This is a genomic window from Corallococcus sp. NCSPR001, from assembly GCF_017309135.1.
Classification (GTDB): Bacteria; Myxococcota; Myxococcia; order Myxococcales; family Myxococcaceae; genus Corallococcus.
Window position 1 is genome coordinate 7268261 of sequence record NZ_JAFIMS010000002.1, and the last position, 19081, is coordinate 7287341.

Sequence of the window (19081 nt, forward strand, 5' to 3'; positions counted from 1 at the left end):
TACTCCCGGTCCCATGACACCGTTGAGCCCCGGAGTCGCCACCGCCACGGAGCAGGACACACCGGTCGCGCCCGGATCCCTGCGCTTTCACCGCCTGTGGCTGTTCTCCCCCCGGGCCGACCTCGCCATCCTGGGCATCCCCCTGGCCCTGTCCCTGGTGGCCGCCGTCGCCAGCGGGTTCCTGGCCCCGGCCGCCGAGGACAACGCCCACCGGATGCTGGCCTGGACCGCCCAGAACCTCCTGGGCAACGCCACGCACGTCATCCTCACGTTCCTGCTCTTCGGCGTGCACCGCGACGTGCTCACCGCCGCGCCCCACCAGCCGCGCACCATCCTCGCCGGCACGCTGGGCACGCTCGGCGTGGGCGCGGCGCTGTTCGTCATCTTCTACGCGGACCGCTCCCTCCACACCTTCGCCGTGGCCGTCATCTTCAACGTCTTCGGCATGCACCACACCCTGTCCCAACAGCGGGGCCTGTGGTCCCTGCATGGCTTTCGCGCAGGCCAGGAGGGCCTCCCCGCGCCCTCCCCGCTCGAGCGCAAGCTCCAGCAGTTCTACGTCCCGCTGCTGCTCTCCATCCTCCTCGTCCGCATCTTCTTCGTCCCCGAGTCCGCTGCCCCGGACGCTCCCCCCTACCTCGACGTGGGCCAGCGCGTGGTCCTGCCGTGGCAGACGCTGCCCGTGCTCATCGCCGTCTGGCTGGGCTACTTCCTCGTGCTCTTCCGCTCCGTGCTGCGCTCCGGCACCGCCAGCGGCCCCAAGGTGCTCTACCTCCTGGGCATGGCCACCGCGACGGGCCTCGCGCTCGTGGCGCCGTCCTGGGGCTACGTGATGCTCCCGGGCATGCACGGCCTGGAGTACTACTTCCTCAGCGCCCGCATGCTGGAGCCCCGCGAGGGCGACCCACCCCGCCTGAGCAAGAAGCTCATCTGGCCCGTCATGATCGTCTCCATGCTCCCGCTGTTCGCGCTGGGCGTGTTGCATGGCTTCGTGCTGAATGGCCCCATGCGCGGCTCGCTGGGCATTGGCGGCGGCGCGCAGGCCAATCCCCTGCTGCGCGCGTTCACCTCGCTGGGCTTCGCGTGCGTGCTCGCGCACTACTTCGCGGACGCCTTCATCTTCCGCTTCCGCATCCCCTCCATCCGCAAGGTGATGCTGCGCCGCCTGGGTTTCTCCGCTGGCCCCCGGCCCGCTCCCGGCGCCCGGTAGCCCCCACCCGAACGTCATGCGCCTCCGCGCCCTCCTGCCCGCCCCCGTGGCCCTGTTCGCGCTGGGGCTCATCTTCTGGCTGGGGTCTCTTCCCCTCCGCAACTACGACCTGTTCTTCCACCTGGCGGGGGGGCGCTACGTGCTGGAGCACGGCTTCAACCGCGTGGACCCGTTCAGCGTCACGGGCACCGCGGGCTGGGTCCCCCACGAGTGGGGCTTCGGCGTGCTCTGCGCCCTGCTCATCCAGGTCCTGGGCGCCGCCGGCCCCGCGCTCCTCGTCGCCGCGCTCGTCTCCGCCAACGTGCTGCTGCTCTGGGCCGCCCTGCGGCGCGCGGATGCCCAACCCGCCCATGTGCTCGTCCTCGCCTGCCTGGGATTGATTTCGGGCGTCCAGGCCTCCACGTGGATCCAGGAGCGTCCCTTCCATCTGGGGCACCTGCTGTTCGCCCTCGCAGCCCTGGGCGTCCAGGCCTGGCGCCAGGGAAGGACGCGGGTCCTCTGGGCCTTCCCGCTGCTGGGACTCGCCTGGGCCAACCTGCACGGCAGCTGGCTCCTGGGCCCGGCGCTGCTCGCGTCCACCGCGATGGGCACGGCCCTGGATGACCGCACGCCCGCGTCGCTCCGGCGCTGCGGGGCCGCGCTCGCGGCGGCGCTCGCCATGTTCCTCGTCGCGGGCCTGTCGCCGGACGGCCCCCGCATCTACCTGTATCCGCTCCAGCACTCGCTGCTCGCGTCCACCCAGGGCATCAATGAATGGCGCCCGCTGGACCTGGACCTCGGCTGGAGCTGGGTCTACCTCCTGCTCTTCGGCGCGTGCCTCTTCGTCATCGGCCGGGCCCGCGTGCGGCGCGCCGCGGCCCTCCTGCCCACGCTCGTGCTGGGCATCGCCGCGCTGAAGGTCCAGCGCCACGCGCCGTTCGCGTCCGTGCTGCTCGCCCTCACCCTGGTGGAGCACGCGCGCACCAGCGACGCGCCCGCCCTCCCCCGCTCCCTGTCCTGGCTGGAGCGGCCCCTGGCCACCTGGAGCACCGGCACGTCCCTGGCGCTGTGGCCCGCCGTCCTGCTGGCCGGCCTCTTCGCGCTGAACGCGAGCGCGCCCCGCCCCGTGGAGCAGGGCACGCACCCCAGCATCCCCCTGCCCGTGCTCCAGACGCTGAGGCAGCAGCCCCCGGGGCGCGTGCTCAACCGCTTCATCATGGGCGGTCCCATCTCCTACTTCGCGGGAGCCCCGTACAAGGTCTACATCGACAGCCGGAATGATCCGTTCCCCGCCGCCATCCACCAGGCCTATGAGCACCTCGTGTGGTCCGAGCCCGGCTGGGAGCAGGCGCTGGAGGCCTATGATCCGGACTACGTCGTCTGGGACACGCAGAACCCGGGCAACCTCCTGCTGGATCATCTCCGAGCGCGCGGCGGCTGGCGCGAGCTGACCCAGGCGAACGGCTGGGTCCTCTGGGCCCGGGAGCGCACGCCCACGGCCCCCGGAGCGCCTCAGCGCCCCGCGACCGCTTCCGGTGGCGGGTGAAACACATACAGCGCCACGGGTGAGCCCTCCTCCGAGCGCACCCGCGCATCGCGGCGCAGCACCCAGAGCTGTCCTTCACGCAACGGCCGGGCCTCCGCCACCTCCGCGAGTCCCCGTCCCACCGCCACGTAGGCCACCACCGGCGCGCCGGGTGTCGCCTTCACCGCCCACTCCCCCCCGTCCAGCAGCACGCGCGACATGCGCCCCTGGAGGACCGGCAGCGGCGTCTCCTCCTGCTTCACGCCCCGCTTCCTCAGCGCCGTGAGGGCCTCGCGGGGCTCCTCGGCGAAAGGCGCCGTGCCACGCAGGAGCCGCGCGTCCTCCGGAGGCACGTAGAGGTTCCCGTCGAAGCCCGGCACGGTGAACACCAGGTTGCCCAGGGTCCGCTCCTCCGCGGGATTGCGCCACTCGTGCCCCGTGAAGGGCGCCGAGGCCACCAGCGCCCCCGGCCCGTGCACCCCGCGCCGCTCCCTCCGCTGCCCGGACTCCCCCCAGACCTGCCACACGTGCGCCTCGCCCGAGATGATGACGGTGGCTTCGTAGGGCGCCCGGTGGATGTGCAGGGGGCACGTCTGGCCCCGCCCCATCAGGTGCTGGTGCACGCTGGAGGTGTCCGACGAGAAGTATGTCTCCGACACATCCGAGGCGTCCGGATGCGCCTTCTCCAGGGCCGCCATCCGCTCGCGGACGTCGACGACCTCCACGTCGGGCGGCGGCAGCGGGGTCAACGCGCGCCTCAGCCCCAGCAGCAGCCCGAACAGCGCGACACACAGCCCCGCCACCAGCGCCCGGTAGACCCAGAGCCTGCGGCGCAGCCCGGCGACAACCTCCGGTGACGACACGGTCATGGCATGCACGATGACAGCTTCAGCCCCTGAAACACGAATGGCAGGCCCTTCCAGTTGGAGGGACCTGCCATTGCGAGCACCGCCGAGCGTGGCTCAGTAGGTGTTGTTCTGACCGAAGGACTTCATGGTCTTCTTGTTCAGCTTGTCGTTGGACAGCTGGCCGGTGTTTTCCACGTTGTCCTCGCCCGCCAGGGCCGCCGCGGAGGAGCCGAACAGCTTGCGGATGTTGTCGCCGAACAGGGTGATGACGCCGATGGCGGCGATCGCGATGAGGGCAACGATGATGATGTACTCAGTCATGCCCTGACCACGGTTCTTGCGGAACTGCTTCTTGGGGGCGGCCTTCGCGATCGCGTTCATGGGAAACTCCGGGGGTCGTTGCAGCGGTGGAGAAACTCACCCTGCGGGAAGTCAGGGTCGATACAGACAGTACAACGGGCGGGCAAGCGCCTCCATCCGTCATCGGGAGGATGGGGGGCGGCTCAAGGAATATCGCGGATCTGGAGCCTCTCAAGTCCTCCGCCCCGCGCTTTCAGGGCCCGCCCGGGGCCGCCGTGGGCATCCCGGCCGCCCCCGCGCACGCCTCCGGCGGCAGGGCCTCGCAGTACGCCTTGAACGCCGCCTGCAGCTTCGCGTCCTGGGGGTGGCGCGCCGCCACCTCCCGGCCCACCGCCAGCGCCCCGTCCACGGTCAGGGGCGTCCATACCGTCCGCGACTGCCAGATCCGGGCCGTCACCAGGTTGAGATACTCCGTCACCAGTTCGGGGGAACGGCCGCCCCGGGCCACCTCCGGCTCCAGGAGCGACGCCGCCAGGGTCAGGTCGCCCTGCACCAGCACCGCCCGGGCCAGCGCGAGCGCCGCCTCGGGGTCCTCCGGCGCCAGGGAGCGCCACAGCGCCGCCACGCCTCGGACCAGCGGATCATTGTTCGAATGGGCGCGCTCCACGTTGCGGTACAGCCCCTCGGCCTGCTCCGCGCTGGGCGGATGGTCGCGCAGGTACTGATGCAGGAGCAGCCCCGGACCGCCGTCCGGCGACCGCCGCTCGTCCTGCACGCGCACGTCCAGGTCCGCCAGGAAGAAGGCCACCGGCGAGGCGTACTCCAGCAGGTTGTGATCATCCGTGTTGAGAGGGCCCTCTCCCGCGAAGGCCCGCCGCCCGGCCTCGGTGTGCACCTGCTTGGACAACAGGGCGAACATGTCCTGGATCCCCACCCGCGCCAGGTCCGCCTTCACCTCCGGCTGGGCCATGCGCGCGGAGACCGCCGCCGCGTCGAACGACAGCGGCTTGCGGCTGGCCACCAGGATCAGGTCCTCCGGCCCCAGCCAGGTCGTGGCGTGGGGGAAGGTGTCCTGCAGCGTGCGCATCACCAGCCGCACCAGCTCGCGGTTGCTCTCGTAGGTGTGGATCCACTGCACGAGCACGCCGTCCTCCGTCAGGTGCTTGTCCACCAACTGGAAGAAGTCGCGCGTGAAGAGACCGGCCACGCCCGTGACCCAGGGGTTGGACGGCTCGCTGATGATGAGGTCGTACTGGAGGGGCGCCAGCGCCATGAACGTCTTCGCGTCGTCGATGTGCACGCGCGTGCGCGGGTCCTCCATCGCGTTGCGGTTGTCCGCCTTGAACAGGCGCGCCGCGTCCACGACCGCTGGGGAGATCTCCACCAGGTCCAGGCGCTCCACCGGGTGGGCCAGCACGCTGCCCGCCGTGACGGCGGACCCCGCGCCCACCACGAGCACGTTCTTCGGCACGCGCGGGTGCAGCAGCACGCCCAGCTGGCCCGCCATCACCTGCGTCTCGATGTCGCGCCCGTTCGAGGCGTCCGTCTTGCCGTTGATCCGCAGGAAGCGCAGGTTGTCCCTCGGCACCTCTCCCACCATCACCGTGGCGAAGGTGTCATCGGCGTAGAAGCGGGTGAAGGCGGCCTTCTCCGTCTCCTCCACCAGCTTCGCGTAGCTCTCCGGCGGCTTCTGGTACGCGCGCATGGACGCGATGGCGGACAGCCGCTGCGGCCAGCCCATCATGCCGCCCAGCACCACCGCCGCCAGCACCGCCGCCGAGCCCACCGGGGCGAACGTCCGCCACGCGGGCACCGCCACCGTCCCGTCCTTCGGCGCGGACAGCGCGTGGAACGCCAGGGCCGCGGCCACCAGGTTCGCCACCGCCCCCGCGATGAAGTTGCCCTGCATGCCCCAGAAGGGCATCAGCACCAGCCCGCCCAGCACGGAGCCGGAGAGGGTGCCCGCCGTGTTCCACAGGTAGACGCCGCCCAATTCGCGCCCCACCTCGGACACCTTCGCCGTGGCCACGCGGGCCGCCGCCGGAAATGCCACGCCCATGATGAACGTGGGCACCAGCAGCACCGCGCAGCAGAACATGAAGGTGACCCCCTGGAAGACGGGCCACGTCTCCACCGCGCGCGTGAGCATCCACTCCGACCAGCGGAACAGGTGCGGCAGCCGCACGTACAGGGGCAGCGCCAGGCAGAGGCTCAACACCAGCCCCACCTGCGTCCACCCATACAGCTTCAGAGAGTCCCCGCCCTCCTTGCGCGTCATCAGCCAGAAGCTGCCCAGGCCGATGCCCAGGATGAACGCCGTCAGGATGAGCGTGAAGGCATACGTGGACGCCCCCAGCACGATGGCCAGCAGGCGGATCCATGTCACCTGATACAGCATGGATGTGAAGCCGGACAGCATCACGCCAATGAGCGCCGCCCGCACTGCCCGCCGGGGATAGGCCACGTCCTCCGCGGCCGGCGCGGCACCCACCACCACCGCCGGTGGGTGCTGCCGGGCCAGCGCCAGCGCCGCCAGTGCGAGGAACACGTTCACCCCGGCGGCGATCTGCGCGGAAGCGGACAGGCCCACCAGCGGCACCAGCCGCGTGCCCGCCACGTACACGCCCACCGCCGCGCCCAGGCTGTTGATGGCGTACAGCCTCGCCAGTTCCTTGCGCACGCTGGCGAGGCTCGCCGCGAAGTGGCGCACCAGCGCCGGCAGGGTGCCGCCCATGAGCAGCGTGGGCACCACCAGGGACAGCGAGGACACGAGCAGGCGCGGCGCCACCCGCAGGCCCTCCGGCACGTGGGGGGCCAGGGCCAGCCACAGGTGTTCCAGCGCCCCCAGGACGTACGGGAACGCCAGCGCGTACAGGCCCACGCCCAGTTCCAGCACGCCATAGAGCGCCAGGGGGTTCTTCACCCGGTCCGCTGTCCGCCCGAAGACAAACGCCCCCAGCGCCAGCCCCCCCATGAACGTGGCCAGCACGACGGCGTGCGCCTGGCCGCTGTTGCCCAGCACGTTCCCCAGGTATTTGGACCAGACCAGCTCGTAGACGAGCGCGGTGGCCCCGGACAGGAACAGAAGGGCCGCCACAAGGTTCTTCGGAGGACGTGGAGTGCGGGTCATAAGGACAGCGCTCGACGTTACCCGGTATGTTTCAGGTCCACCAATGAACGCCCATCTCCTGCAAGCCGCTCAACTCGCCTGGTCCCCTCACCTGCGGGTGACACGCGCCGAAGGTGACTGCGCCCAGGTGTTGCGCCGCGACGCCAAGGCGCTCGTGGGCATGCCCCTGCACACCGCGCTCGGGGTCCCGCAGGAGCGCGCCCGCGAACTGGATGCGCGAGCGCGCGAGGACCGCCGCGCCGTGGAGTTCGTCACCCTCTCCGCGGGAGGCCCCGGCGGCACCCCGCCCGCCACCCACCTGCGGCTCGTGCTGGGCCTGGACGGCGAGGAGGCCGCTGCGGGCGTGCTCGACCTGGGCGCCGTGCTGGAGGGCGCCCCGCCGGTGCAGATCTCCAAGCTGTCCTCGTCGCTCAGCCATGAGATCCGCAACCCCCTGTCCTCCGTGAAGATGGCGGTGCAGACGCTGGCCCGGAACACCGGCCTGTCGGACCGGGACAAGCGGCGGCTCACCATCGCCAACCGGGAGATCCGCACCATGGAGCGCATGCTGTGGCTGCTCTCCGAGTACGGCCGCGAGAGCGCCGCGAACCTGGATGCCCACGCGCTGCGCTCGGTCGTCCAGGAAGCGACCGCCATGGTGGCCCCGGAACTGGCCGAGCGCCGCATCGAGGTGGATGTGAAGGAAGACGCGGACCTGCCCCGGGTGAGGGTGGATCCCAACCGGTTGAGGCCCGTGCTCGCTCAAGTCCTGCTCAACGTGGCCATGGGCCTTCCCGAAGAGGGCCGCGTCCAGGTGACGCTGCGCCAGGACGACCCCGGCCGCGTCAGCCTCATCCTGGATGATCCGGCCGCGGCCCTGCCTCCCGAGGAGCGGGGCACGCTGTTCGACCCGTTCGGCTCGCGGCTGGCGCGAGGCGCGGGGCTGTCCCTGGCCGCCTTGCGGCGGGTGATGACGGGCGTGGGGGGCGACGTGGCGGCCCAGGGGAGCGCGGAACCGGGGATGGTGTTCACGCTGACGTTCGCCGCCTGAGGACCCCATGGAGACCCTCCTCATCGTCGACGATGACGTGTCGCTGCTCGAAACCCTCACGATGCACTTCGAGGAGATCGAGCAGGACGACGGGCAGCCGCGCTACCAGGTGGTGACGGCCACCAGCGCCGCCGCGGGCCTCAAGGCCGCCCAGGAGAACATGCCCAGCGTGGTCATCCTGGACATGATGCTCCCGGACCGCACGGGCCTGGAAATCATCGAGGAGATGAAGACCCTGTGCGGCGACGCGCGCATCATCCTCGTCACCGCCTACCACGACATGGAGACGACCATCCGGGCCATGAAGGCCGGTGCGTTCGACTACATCCACAAGCCCTTCCCGGATCCGGCCGCGCTGGACCTGGTCGTGGAGCGCGCGCTGGAGTACCGCCAGCTGTCGCGCCGCGCGGACGAGGTCCACCGCGAGAACGCCGTCGTCCGCCTGGGCGACATCGTGGGCACCAGCCCCTCCATGCAGCAGCTGGTGAAGGAGATTGGCAAGGTGGCCGGCAGCACCGCGACGGTGCTCATCAACGGCGAGAGCGGCACGGGCAAGGAGCTCATCGCCCGCGTCATCCACAACTACTCCTACGACGAGCCCCGCCCCTTCATCGGCATCAACTGCTCCGCCATCGTGGACACGCTCCTGGAGAGCGAGCTGTTCGGCCACGAGAAGGGCGCCTTCACCGGCGCCGTGTCCGGCAAGCCCGGCAAGTTCGAGCTCGCGGAGGACGGCACCGTCTTCCTGGATGAGATTGGCGACATGTCGCTGATGCTCCAGGCGAAGCTGTTGCGCGTGCTCCAGGAGCGCGAGTTCGAGCGCGTGGGCGGCGTCAAGCGCGTGAAGCTGCGCGCCCGCGTCATCGCCGCCACCCACCGCACCCTGGCGGACGAGGTAGACCAGGGCCGCTTCCGCGAGGATCTCTACCAGCGCCTCAAGGTCATCACCCTCGTCATCCCGCCTTTGCGTGAACGGCGCGAGGACATCCCCCCGCTGGTCAAGCATCTCCTGGAGCGCATCAACGAAAAGGTGCACAAGCGCGTCACCCGCGTGCCCCATGAGGTCATGGAGCGCCTCACCCGCCTGCCCTGGCGCGGCAACGTGCGCGAACTGGAGAACGTCCTCACCCGCGCCGTGGTGCTCGCGCCCGGTGACGTGCTCCGGGGGGACGACCTGCCCGCCCTGGAGGCGAACCCCTCGGGCTCCCTGGACGCCGGCCAGCGCGCTCCTGGAGGCGCGGGCGGCATGTTCGCAGCCCCCGCCGTGGATGACGTAAGCCTCATCCCCACCCTGGAAGAGGCCGAACGCCAGCTCATTGCCCGCGCCATGGCCGTCACCAAGGGCCACAAGGGCCGCACGTGTCAGATCCTGGGCATCAGCCGTCCGACCCTTGAACGAAAGCTTCAAAAGTTCGGTCTCGCACAGGGGCATGGTCCACAGGTGCACCCTTATCCGGTGAAGGATGCTTCCTGACACTGTCCCAGCCCGGACAAACCGGTGTGGCGCTTTAACGTTTCGTTCAAACTGATCAGACTGTTTGAACGTTCTGTTTCAGGTTTTGGACACAGTGGGGGGGACCGAACCGGGGTGTAGCGCTAAGTACCCGGCATTCCTCGAACTGTTCCCCTGGGAATACTTCAAGTGCTCATGGCACGCCTCTTGGAAAGGGCAAGGTCCGTCCGCAGCAGCAGCAGCGACCAACCTTCCCCATCCCTTTCCGTCTTTCCAGGAGACTCCCATGCACGGCTTCAACCGCCCCCTCGGCCCTATCGGTTCCAACGTCGTGGCGCCGCTGCAGGCGACGTCGTCCGGCATGATGGTGACCGCGAACAAGCTGGTCCCCGGCCAGGAAGCCATCGACTTCAAGGGGTACTTCAAGGTCGAGTCCTTCCCGCACAACTCGACCATCTACCGCCCCGGCGACACGTCCGACCGCGTGTACCTGCTGAAGTCCGGCCGCGTGCGCCTGATGCGCATTGGCAAGAACAGCACCCGCTCGGTGGTGTCCATCCTCCGCCCGGGCGACCTGTTCGGCGAGCTGTTCCGCCCGGAAGGCACGCCCATCGAGGAGATGGCCGTGGCGGCGGGCGAGGCCGAGGTGTGGAGCATCGAGGGCCGTGACTTCCGCGCCCAGCTGGAGGCCCGTCCGGCCCTGGCGGTGGACGTGGTGCGCGCCTACGCGGACCGCGTGCGCTCGCTGCGCAAGCGCGTCCTGGGCCTGACCTTCAAGGAGGTCCCGGCCCGGCTGGCGGACACCCTGCTCACGCTGGTGGAGGCGCACGGCGAGCGCTGCCCGCACGGCGGTGAGACGGACCTGCGCGGCATCACCCAGCAGGACCTGGCGGACCTGGTGGGCGCCTCGCGCTCCTTCGTGTCCACGCTCATCAACGAGATGAAGCGCGAGGGCGTGCTCGGCAACGTCGGCCGCATCCTCTGCGTGCGCGACCAGAAGGCCCTGCGCAAGCTGGCCTCCAAGGAGAAGTAATCCCCACCGTCCCTTCGGGACGTCCAACGGGCCTGTCCGCGGAAACAACCCGCGGCCGGGCCCGTGGTGTTTCCAGCGTCAGAACACGAAGCCCGCGCCGAACTCGGGGCCGAAGCCGAGGGCCAGCCCCAGTGGGGCCACCTCGGAGTCGAGGGCCAGGTAGCGAGCCCCGCCCCGCAGCATGAGGCTGCCCAGGTGCAACGCCAGCCCCGCGCGCGCGTCCAGTTGCCGGTAGGGCCCGGGCGACACCTGCACGCGAGCCTCCGCGTCCAGGGGCCCCAGGACGCACGCCTCCACGGACATGCCCAGGCTGGGCGCCACGTAGACGCGCCCGGGCAGGTCCAGGGTGGAGACGCCCGCCTCCGCGCGCAGGCGCAGGTCCTCCCGGACGTAGGGGGAGTACGTCACGTGCATCTCCGCCAGCGTCCGCGTGTCGTAGGCCATCGCGCCCTCGCCCGTGCCCACCAGGCGGGAGAGTCGCAGGTCCACGCCGAAGCGTTGCATGTCCCAGCCGATGTCGAAGTCCACGCCCGTGCCGCCCGGCACGGGTGACACCAACACGCCCGCGCGGAAGGAGAGTGGCACGGCGTGCCGCAGCGAGTTGCGCTGGGGTGGCTCGCCCGGAGCGCCGTCGTCATGGCCGTGGTGGGTCCCCGTGTGGGCGATGGCCTGGCCCAGGCCGCTGAACATCAGCTCGAAGAGCGCGCCGAGGATGACGGCGGCGGCATCATCGGAGGCGCTCGAGTTGAACGCGTAGCTGTCATCCGTGGAGGACACGGTCGTCCTCTTGCCCTGGGACGAACGGTTCTTGTTCTCGTCGTCCTTCTTCTTCGAATCGTCGCCCCGGTCCGAACCGATGGCGGTCGCCTCGTGGACGGGCTTCGACGTTTCGTGGGAGTCCGAGCGCTTGCCGAAGCGCGCCTCGGCGGAAGGCGCGGCGAGCAGGCTCGCGACGAGCCCCCCGCCCAACACGACCTTGGGTAACGACATGGGGTGAAGCCCCCTCGGTGAGGCACGGCCGGCCCGACCGTCCCTCACGGACCGCATTCAAATCCCGGGGGCCCACTCGGAGTCAACCGTGAGCCCCTGGACGACATCCCGCGCGTTGCGCGCTTGCCCTGGAATGGGGGGCCGCACAGCATGCGCGGCCATCGTGCCCGTCCCGACCGAGTCCCAGAGCCCGCATCGCACGTACACCGATCGCCGCGCCGCCGCCCAGGCGGACCTGACGCAGTTGGACCGCGTCAGCGCCAGGTACGCCAACCTGCGCACCGTGGCCTTCGTGGCGGCGCTCGTCGTGGCCGCGCTGACGCTGATGGGCCGGCTGCCCAAGCCCTGGTGGTGGGCCGCGGCCGGGGCGCTCGTCGTCTACGGCGTGCTGGCGGTGCTGCACCATCAGGTGTTCCTCAAGGAGCAGCGCGCGCGTCACTTCGTGCTGCTCAACGAGCGCGGCCTGGCGCGGCTGGACGGCGGCTGGCATTCCTTCACGGACACGGGGGAGCGGTTCCTCTCCCCCAACCACCTCTACGCCACGGACCTGGATGTCTTTGGCCAGGGCAGCCTCTTCCAGCTCATCAACGAGACGGCGACGCGCGCGGGCGAGGAGCGGCTGGCCGCGTGGCTGTCCGCCCCGGCCTCCGCGGAGACGGTGGTGACCCGCCAGGGCGCCGCGCGCGAGCTGGCCCCGCGCGTGGACTTCCGCCAGGACCTCTGCGTGGACGCCCGCGTGGTGGCGAAGGACAAGGCGGACCCGGCCCTCTTCATCCAGTGGGCGGAGGCCGGCCCGTCCCTGGACGCCATCCGCTGGTCACGGCCCCTGGCCATCCTGCTGCCCCCGGTGACGCTCACCCTGTTCATCCTGGGCACGGTCGGCGTGATTCCGGACAGCACCGTCTGGCTGGGACTGCTCGCACAGTTGGGCATCGCCGTGGCCACGCGCCGCACGCTGCGGCAGATGGACGAAGCCGTGGAGCGCGGCGAGCGCGGCTTCGTGCGCTACGCGTCCCTCTTCGAGCGCGTGGAGAAGCAGACCTTCGAGCACCCGCGCCTCGAGCAACTCCAGGCCGGCCTGACGGCGCAGGGCGGGCCTCCGGTGTCCACGCTGTTCCAGCGCTTCAGCCGGCTGTACTCGCTCATCGAGTTCAAGCGGCACCAGTTCCACCCCCTGGTCCACTGGCTCACGCTCTGGGACATCCACGCCCTCTTCGCGCTGGAGAACTGGCGCGCCGCCCACGGCCGGGACGTGCGCCAGTGGTTCGAGGGCCTGGCGGAGCTGGAGGCCCTCTGCTGCCTGGGAGGCCTGGCCCACGACCGCCCTGCCTTCACCTGGCCCCAGATGCAGACCCAGGGCCCGAGCGTGGAGGCCACCGCGCTGGGACACCCGCTCCTGGACGCGCCCGTGCCCAACGACGTGTCCCTGCCCGGCCCGCGTCACGCGTTGCTCATCACCGGCTCCAACATGAGCGGCAAGACGACGCTGATGCGGGCGCTGGGCGCGAACGTGGTGCTGGCGCTGGCGGGCGCGCCGGTGTGCGCGGCGTCCTTCCGGCTGTCGCCAGTGCAGGTGCTCACCAGCATGCGCGTGAAGGACTCGCTGGAGCGCGGCGTGTCGTACTTCCACGCGGAGGTGCTGCGGCTGAAGATGGTGCTGGACGCGGCGGCGGCGGCGAAAGGCCAGGCGCTCTTCCTGCTGGACGAAATCCTGCTGGGCACCAACACCCGCGAGCGCCAGATTGCCTCACGCGAGGTGCTGCGGCTCCTGCTCGCCTCCGGCGCGTGTGGCGCGGTGACGACGCACGACTTGTCGCTGGCGGTGCTCGCGGACGAGCCGGGCTCGCACGTGGTGAACGTCCACTTCCGCGACCACCTGGAGGACGGGAAGATGGTGTTCGACTACCGGCTCCGGCAGGGGGTGGTGGACACCACCAACGCGCTGCGGGTGCTGCGCCTGGCGGGCGTCCCGGTGAACGACCCGGACGCCCCGGCCTCCTGACAGTCCCCTCCGCGCCCCCTTCACATGACAGGGGGCGCGAAGCGGAAGCGGATTACTTCGCCAGCTCCACCAGCGCCGCGGCACCCATGCCGCCGCCGATGCACATGCTCACCACGCCGTAGCGGCCGTCCCGGCGCTTCAGCTCGCGCAGGATGGTGGCCACCATGCGCGCACCGGACACGCCCAGCGGGTGGCCCAGGGCGATGGCGCCGCCGTTCGGGTTCACCTTGTCCTGGGGAATGCCCAGCTCGCGGATGCAGTGCAGCGCCTGCGCCGCGAAGGCCTCGTTGAGCTCGAACACGCTGATGTCCTCAATCTTCAGCTTGTTGCGCTCCAGCAGCTTGCGGATGGCGGGCACCGGGCCCACGCCCATGATTTCGGGCGGCACGCCGGCGACCACGTAGTCCACGAAGTAGCCCAGCGGCTTGACGTTGAGCTCCTTCGCCTTCTCCTCGCTCATCACCACCGCGGCCGCCGCGCCGTCCGTCAGCGGCGACGCGTTGCCCGCCGTCACCACGCCCTTGACGTTGAAGGCCGGGCGCAGCTTGGCCAGACCCTCCACCGTCGTCTCCGGGCGCAGGATGGTGTCCACCGTGACGGTCACCTGCTTCTGGTTGCCGTCCTCGTCGAACATCGTGGTGGTGACGGGGAAGATCTCCTCCTTGAACTTCCCCTGCTCGCGGGCCGTGGCCGCGCGGCGCTGGGACTCGGCGGCGAACTTGTCCGCGTCCTCACGGGTGACGCTGTAGCGGGAGGCGATGTTCTCCGCCGTCGCGCCCATGGAGGTGTAGACCTCCGGCAGCTTCTGCATGATCTCCGGGTTGGCGGAGACCTTGTTGCCGCCCATGGGCACCATGGTCATGGACTCGGTGCCACCGGCCACGGCCACCTGGAGCATGCCGGACTTGATGCCCTGCGCCGCCTGCGCCACGGACTGCACGCCGGAGGAACAGAAGCGGTTGATGGTCAGGCCCGGAACCGTGTCCGGCAGGCCGGCGAGCAGGCTCGCGTTGCGGGCAACGTTCATGCCCTGCTCCGCCTCCGGCATGGCACAGCCCATGATGACGTCCTCCACGTCCGCCGGCTTCAAGCCGGGGACCTGGGCGACGGCCTCCTTGATGGCAAGGGCCGCGAGCGTATCCGGCCGCGTGTCCTTGAACTCTCCCTTGTGGGCGCGGGTGAAGGGGGTGCGCACCGCGCTGGCAATCACGACTCGACCGGACATTTTAGATGTCTCCCTGCCCGGACAGCGTCCGGGCGTGCTTCGGAATTCGCGTCTGGAAAACCATTGGGTAAACGCCTCGCGCTAGTTGCGCAGCGGCTTGCCCTTCTCAAGCATGAACATCATGCGGTCCTGGGTCTTCTCCTCGCCGATGAGGCTCAGGAACGCTTCCATCTCCAGCTCCAGCAGCTTCTCCTCGGTCACCAGTACGGACGGGCTGGTGTCACCACCGGACAGCACGCGCGCCAGCTTCTGCGCGATCTTCCGGTCGTGGGCGCTGATCTGATTATTGAGCTGCATGTCGTACAGCATCATGTCGATGGTGGCCGCGCCGTTGGGGCCCGGCAGCCGGAAGCGCGTGGGACGCGGCGGGCGGAAGCCGCCATTCGCCAGGCCCAGCACGCGCGACTTCGCGTCCGACAGCAGGAAGTCGCGGTTGCCCGTGATGCCGTCCTGCTGCGACAGGAAGCCCATCTCGCGGGCCTCCTCCGCGCTCGTCGCGACCTTCGCCATGCCGATGGCGAGGAACACCTTCTTGAGGAAGGGCAGCGCGTCGAAGTCCTTGTCCGCCGCGTAGGTGCCGAACACGTTGCGCAGCAGCATCATGGTGCCGCCGCCGCCCGGGATGAGGCCCACGCCCACTTCCACGAGGCCCATGTACAGCTCCGCGCTGGCCTGCACCGCGTTGCCACCCATGGTGACCTCCGCGCCGCCGCCCAGCGTGAGGTTGAAGGGCGCCGTCACGACAGGCACGGGGCTGTAGCGCATGCGCTGGTTGGCCGCCTGGAACGCGGACGCCATCTTGCGGATGGAGTCGAAGTCCTCGCTCTTGGCCGCCATCAGCATGGCCATGATGTTCGCGCCGGCGGAGAAGTTGGAGCCGTCATTGCCGATGACGAGGCCCTTGAAGTTCTTCTCCGTCTCGTCCAGCGCGGTGTTCATCATCGCGATGATCTCATCGTCGATGGAGTTCATCTTGGAGTGGAACTCCAGGAGCGTGACGCCGTCTCCCATGTCCCACAGCGACGCGCTGTCGTTGCCGGTGATCTTCTTGTTGCCGCGCTTGAGGTACTCCACGCGGAAGGTGCGGGCGTTCTCCACCACCGGCTTCACGGACTTGGACGGGATGTCCCAGTAGGTGTCGCGGCCGTCCTGCACGCCGTAGAAGGACGTGCGGCCCTTGGCCAGCATCTCCTCCACCCAGGCGGCGGGCTTGAGGCCCAGCGCCTTCATGCGCTCCACGCCCTTCTGGACACCGTAGGCGTCCCAGACCTCGAAGGGGCCCAGGTCCCAGCCGAAGCCCCAGCGCACGCCGCGGTCCACGTTGACCAGGTCGTCCGCGATCTCCGGGATGCGGCGGCTGGAGTACGCCAGCACGTCCAGGGTGACGCGCTCGGCGAACTTGCCGGCCTTGTCGTCCGCGTTCATCACGGACGCCACGCGCTCCTTGACGTTCTCGATGTCCTTCGCGGCGCCCAGCGAGTCGAAGCGCACCTTCGCCTGCGGCCGGTACTCCAGCGTCTTCAGGTCCAGCGCGAGGATGTCCTTGCCGCCGGAGGAGCGGTCCTTCTTGTAGAAGCCGCCGCCGCTCTTGTCGCCCAGCATCTTCTTCTCCACCATCTTCTGGAGGAAGTCCGGGGCGGCGAAGACGTCGCGCTCTTCGTCGTGCGTCAGCGTGTCGTAGCAGTTCTTCGCCACGTGGGTGAACGTGTCCAGGCCCACGATGTCCGCGGTGCGGAACACGGCGGACTTGGGACGGCCCATGGCCGGGCCAAAGATCTTGTCCACCTCTTCGATGGTCATCTCCGTCTTCTGCATCTCGGAGATGGTCCGCATCATCCCGTACACGCCGATGCGGTTCGCGATGAAGTTGGTGGTGTCCTTGCCGTAGACGATGCCCTTGCCGAGCACTTCCTCACCGAACTTGTGGATGGTCTTCACGACCTCCGGGTTCGTCTCCTGGCCCGCCACGAGCTCCAGCAGCTTCATGTAGCGGACGGGGTTGAAGAAGTGCGTGACGAGGAAGTTCTTCTTGAACTCCGCGCCGCGGCCCTCGGTCATGCCCACGATGGAGAGACCGGAGGTGTTGGAGGAGATGATGGCGTCCTTGCGGGCGTGCTTCTCCACCTTGGCGAAAAGGGCCTGCTTGACGGCCAGGTCCTCCTTCACCACCTCGATGATCCAATCGCACTCACCCAGGCGCGCGAGGTCGTCCTCCAGGTTGCCCACTTCGATGGCCGCGAGCACCTGCTCGGACACGATGGGGCTGGGCTTCGCCTTGCGCAGGTTCGCGATGGCGCCCTGCGAGAACTTGTTGCGGAACGCCTTGGAAGCGGTGTCCTCGCCCGGAGCGGCCTGGGGCGGAACGATGTCCAGCAACAGGGCGCGCACGCCGGAGTTGGCCAGATGCGCGGCGATGCCGCTGCCCATCACGCCAGCGCCAAGCACCGCCACTTTTCGGATCCGGGTCGTCATCGGAAATCGGCTCCCATGGAAGGAAGTAGGGGACTGCACAAATGTAGGCGATTGACCCGGAAGTCAACCGGCATTGCCGTCGGGTGTGCTCGCCAGGAGGTCGGCTCCCCGACTACAAGTCGGGCCCCATGGCTCGCCTCGACCCGCACTCGTACAACGACAGCACGCAGCCTGAGACCGAAACGCTGGAGTGGAAGGCCCGCGTCGATTTCCGGACGCGGCGCCTGCACGCGGAGGCCACGCTGACCCTCAAGGAAGCGTCAGCAGGCCCCCTCGACCTGGACACCCGCGACCTGGACATCCGGGGCGTGGTGGATGCCCAGGGTCGCCCCTTGCCCTACATCCTCTCCCCTCCTGAACCGATTCTTGGAAGCCGACTTCGCATCGAGCTGCCCCCGGGGGTGAAGCAGGTGACGGTGCGCTACCGGACGTCACCGGAGGCGAGCGCGCTGCAGTGGCTGACGCCATCGCAGACGGCGGGTGGGCAGCAGCCGTTCCTGTTCAGCCAGTGCCAGGCCATCCACGCGCGCAGCGTGGTGCCGCTGCAGGACACGCCGCGCATCCGCATCCGCTACCGCGCGTCGCTGCGCGTGCCCAAGCAGCTCAAGTCCGTGATGGCGGCGTCCTTCGTGGCGCGTGAAGAGCACGGCGTGGAGGCGGAGGAGCACTACGAGATGCCGCAGCCGGTGCCCCCGTACCTGCTGGCGTTCGCGGTGGGCAGCCTCACGTCCAAGGAGCTGGGGCCGCGCTCGCGGGTGTGGGCGGAGCCGGAGGCGCTGGAGGACGCGGCGGACGAGTTCGCGGGCGTGGACGACATGCTCAAGGCCGCGGAGTCGCTCTTCGGGCCGTACGACTGGGAGCGCTTCGACCTGCTCCTGATGCCGCCGTCGTTCCCCTACGGCGGCATGGAGAACCCGCGCCTGACGTTCCTCACGCCCACGCTCATCGCGGGGGACAAGAGCCTGGTGAACGTGGTGGCGCATGAGCTGGCGCACTCGTGGACGGGCAACCTGGTGACGAACGCGTCCGCGGAGCACTTCTGGCTGAACGAGGGCTTCACCGTCTTCGCGGAGCGCCGCATCCTGGAGGCGCTGGCGGGGCCGGAGGTCGCGGCGCTGCACGCGGCCCTGGGGCGCCGCTCGCTGGATGAAGCGCTGCACCACTTCCGCGCGCACCCGCAGCTCACCGCGCTGCGCACGCACCTGTCCGGCGTGGACCCGGACGAGGCCTTCTCCCAGATTCCCTACGAGAAGGGCTACCTGCTGCTGCGCGCGTTGGAGGACGCGGTTGGCCGCCCCACCTTCGACGGCTTCCTGCGCCGCTACCTGGCGAAGTACCGCTTCCAGGCGCTCACCACGGAGGATTTCGTCCGCTTCACGGAGGAGGAGCTGCCGGGGGCCCTGGCGAAGGTGGACGCGGACGCGTACCTCAACCGGCCCGGCGTGCCGCAGAGCGCGCCCCGCCCCACCTCCGCGCGGCTGGAGGCGCTGGAGAAGCTGCGCGGCAAGGTGCCTTCGCAGGCGGATACGAAGGACTGGACGCCCACCGAGTGGCAGCTCTTCCTGGAGTCCATGCCGGCGGACACGTCCCAAGACGTCTTCCGCGAGCTGGACGCGAGGTTCGCGCTCACGGGCAGCCGCAACTCGGAGGTGCTGGTCGCGTGGCTGGTGGCGGCGCTGCGCGCGGGCTTCGATGCTCCGCTCGGCCGGGCCGAGGAGTTCCTCGGCGAGGTGGGCCGGATGAAGTACCTGAAGCCGCTCTACAGCGTGCTCGCCTCGTCGCGCGACCACCGCAAGGTGGCGCGCGCGGCGTTCGAGAAGAACGGGGCGAGGTACCACCCCATCGCCCGGCAGGGCGTGGAGCTCATCCTCACCCGCGCCTGAG

General features: G+C 69.8%; 13 protein-coding genes. 7 read left to right on the forward strand and 6 right to left on the reverse strand.

Features of this window, described 5'->3' with window-relative positions:
* Positions 1-13: 13 nt before the first annotated feature.
* On the forward strand, positions 14-1210 hold the full coding sequence (locus tag JYJ93_RS30975) for a hypothetical protein (RefSeq protein WP_206798164.1): 1197 nt from the start codon (positions 14-16) through the stop codon (positions 1208-1210).
* A 16-nt stretch (positions 1211-1226) separates the two neighbouring features.
* The gene (locus JYJ93_RS30980; protein ID WP_206798165.1) at positions 1227-2735 is read left to right on the forward strand and encodes a hypothetical protein; all 1509 of its coding nucleotides are present in this window, start codon (positions 1227-1229) and stop codon (positions 2733-2735) included.
* Here the strand turns inward: JYJ93_RS30980 and JYJ93_RS30985 are convergent.
* The 3 genes from JYJ93_RS30985 to JYJ93_RS30995 form a co-directional block, all read right to left on the reverse strand.
* A complete protein-coding gene (locus JYJ93_RS30985; protein ID WP_242544791.1) occupies positions 2702-3583 on the reverse strand; it encodes a hypothetical protein in 882 nt (293 codons plus the stop codon). The genes JYJ93_RS30980 and JYJ93_RS30985 overlap by 34 nt on opposite strands.
* Before the next feature lie 93 nt (positions 3584-3676).
* On the reverse strand, positions 3677-3943 hold the full coding sequence (locus JYJ93_RS30990; RefSeq protein WP_206798166.1) for a hypothetical protein: 267 nt from the start codon (positions 3941-3943) through the stop codon (positions 3677-3679).
* Positions 3944-4115: 172 nt separating this feature from the next.
* Complete coding sequence (locus JYJ93_RS30995) at positions 4116-6959, reverse strand: fused MFS/spermidine synthase (protein ID WP_269013115.1); 2844 nt, start codon at positions 6957-6959, stop codon at positions 4116-4118.
* Positions 6960-7089: 130 nt separating this feature from the next.
* Here JYJ93_RS30995 and JYJ93_RS31000 point away from each other — a divergent pair, with 130 nt between their 5' ends.
* From JYJ93_RS31000 to mrpC, 3 genes are all read left to right on the forward strand, one after another.
* The gene (locus JYJ93_RS31000; RefSeq protein ID WP_347402708.1) at positions 7090-8022 is read left to right on the forward strand and encodes an ATP-binding protein; all 933 of its coding nucleotides are present in this window, start codon (positions 7090-7092) and stop codon (positions 8020-8022) included.
* Between the two features lie 7 nt (positions 8023-8029).
* A complete protein-coding gene (locus tag JYJ93_RS31005) occupies positions 8030-9496 on the forward strand; it encodes a sigma-54 dependent transcriptional regulator (protein WP_206798169.1) in 1467 nt (488 codons plus the stop codon).
* A 265-nt stretch (positions 9497-9761) separates the two neighbouring features.
* A complete protein-coding gene (mrpC, locus tag JYJ93_RS31010) occupies positions 9762-10508 on the forward strand; it encodes a Crp/Fnr family transcriptional regulator MrpC (RefSeq protein WP_014395195.1) in 747 nt (248 codons plus the stop codon).
* A 78-nt stretch (positions 10509-10586) separates the two neighbouring features.
* Here mrpC and JYJ93_RS31015 read toward each other — a convergent pair whose 3' ends face one another.
* Positions 10587-11498, reverse strand: a complete 912-nt coding sequence (locus JYJ93_RS31015; protein ID WP_206798170.1) for a hypothetical protein — start codon at positions 11496-11498, stop codon at positions 10587-10589.
* Positions 11499-11631: 133 nt separating this feature from the next.
* On the opposite strand from JYJ93_RS31015, the gene JYJ93_RS31020 reads away from it, so the two are divergent.
* The gene (locus JYJ93_RS31020; protein WP_206798171.1) at positions 11632-13500 is read left to right on the forward strand and encodes a DNA mismatch repair protein MutS; all 1869 of its coding nucleotides are present in this window, start codon (positions 11632-11634) and stop codon (positions 13498-13500) included.
* A 52-nt stretch (positions 13501-13552) separates the two neighbouring features.
* Here JYJ93_RS31020 and JYJ93_RS31025 read toward each other — a convergent pair whose 3' ends face one another.
* Entirely contained in the window at positions 13553-14725 is a 1173-nt protein-coding gene (locus JYJ93_RS31025; RefSeq protein WP_206798172.1) for a thiolase family protein, read from the reverse strand.
* 81 nt (positions 14726-14806) lie between these two features.
* Complete coding sequence (locus JYJ93_RS31030) at positions 14807-17197, reverse strand: 3-hydroxyacyl-CoA dehydrogenase/enoyl-CoA hydratase family protein (RefSeq protein ID WP_206798173.1); 2391 nt, start codon at positions 17195-17197, stop codon at positions 14807-14809.
* Positions 17198-17325: 128 nt separating this feature from the next.
* Between JYJ93_RS31030 and JYJ93_RS31035 the strand changes: the two genes are divergently transcribed.
* Positions 17326-19080, forward strand: a complete 1755-nt coding sequence (locus JYJ93_RS31035; protein WP_206798174.1) for a M1 family metallopeptidase — start codon at positions 17326-17328, stop codon at positions 19078-19080.
* Position 19081: the final 1 nt, after the last annotated feature.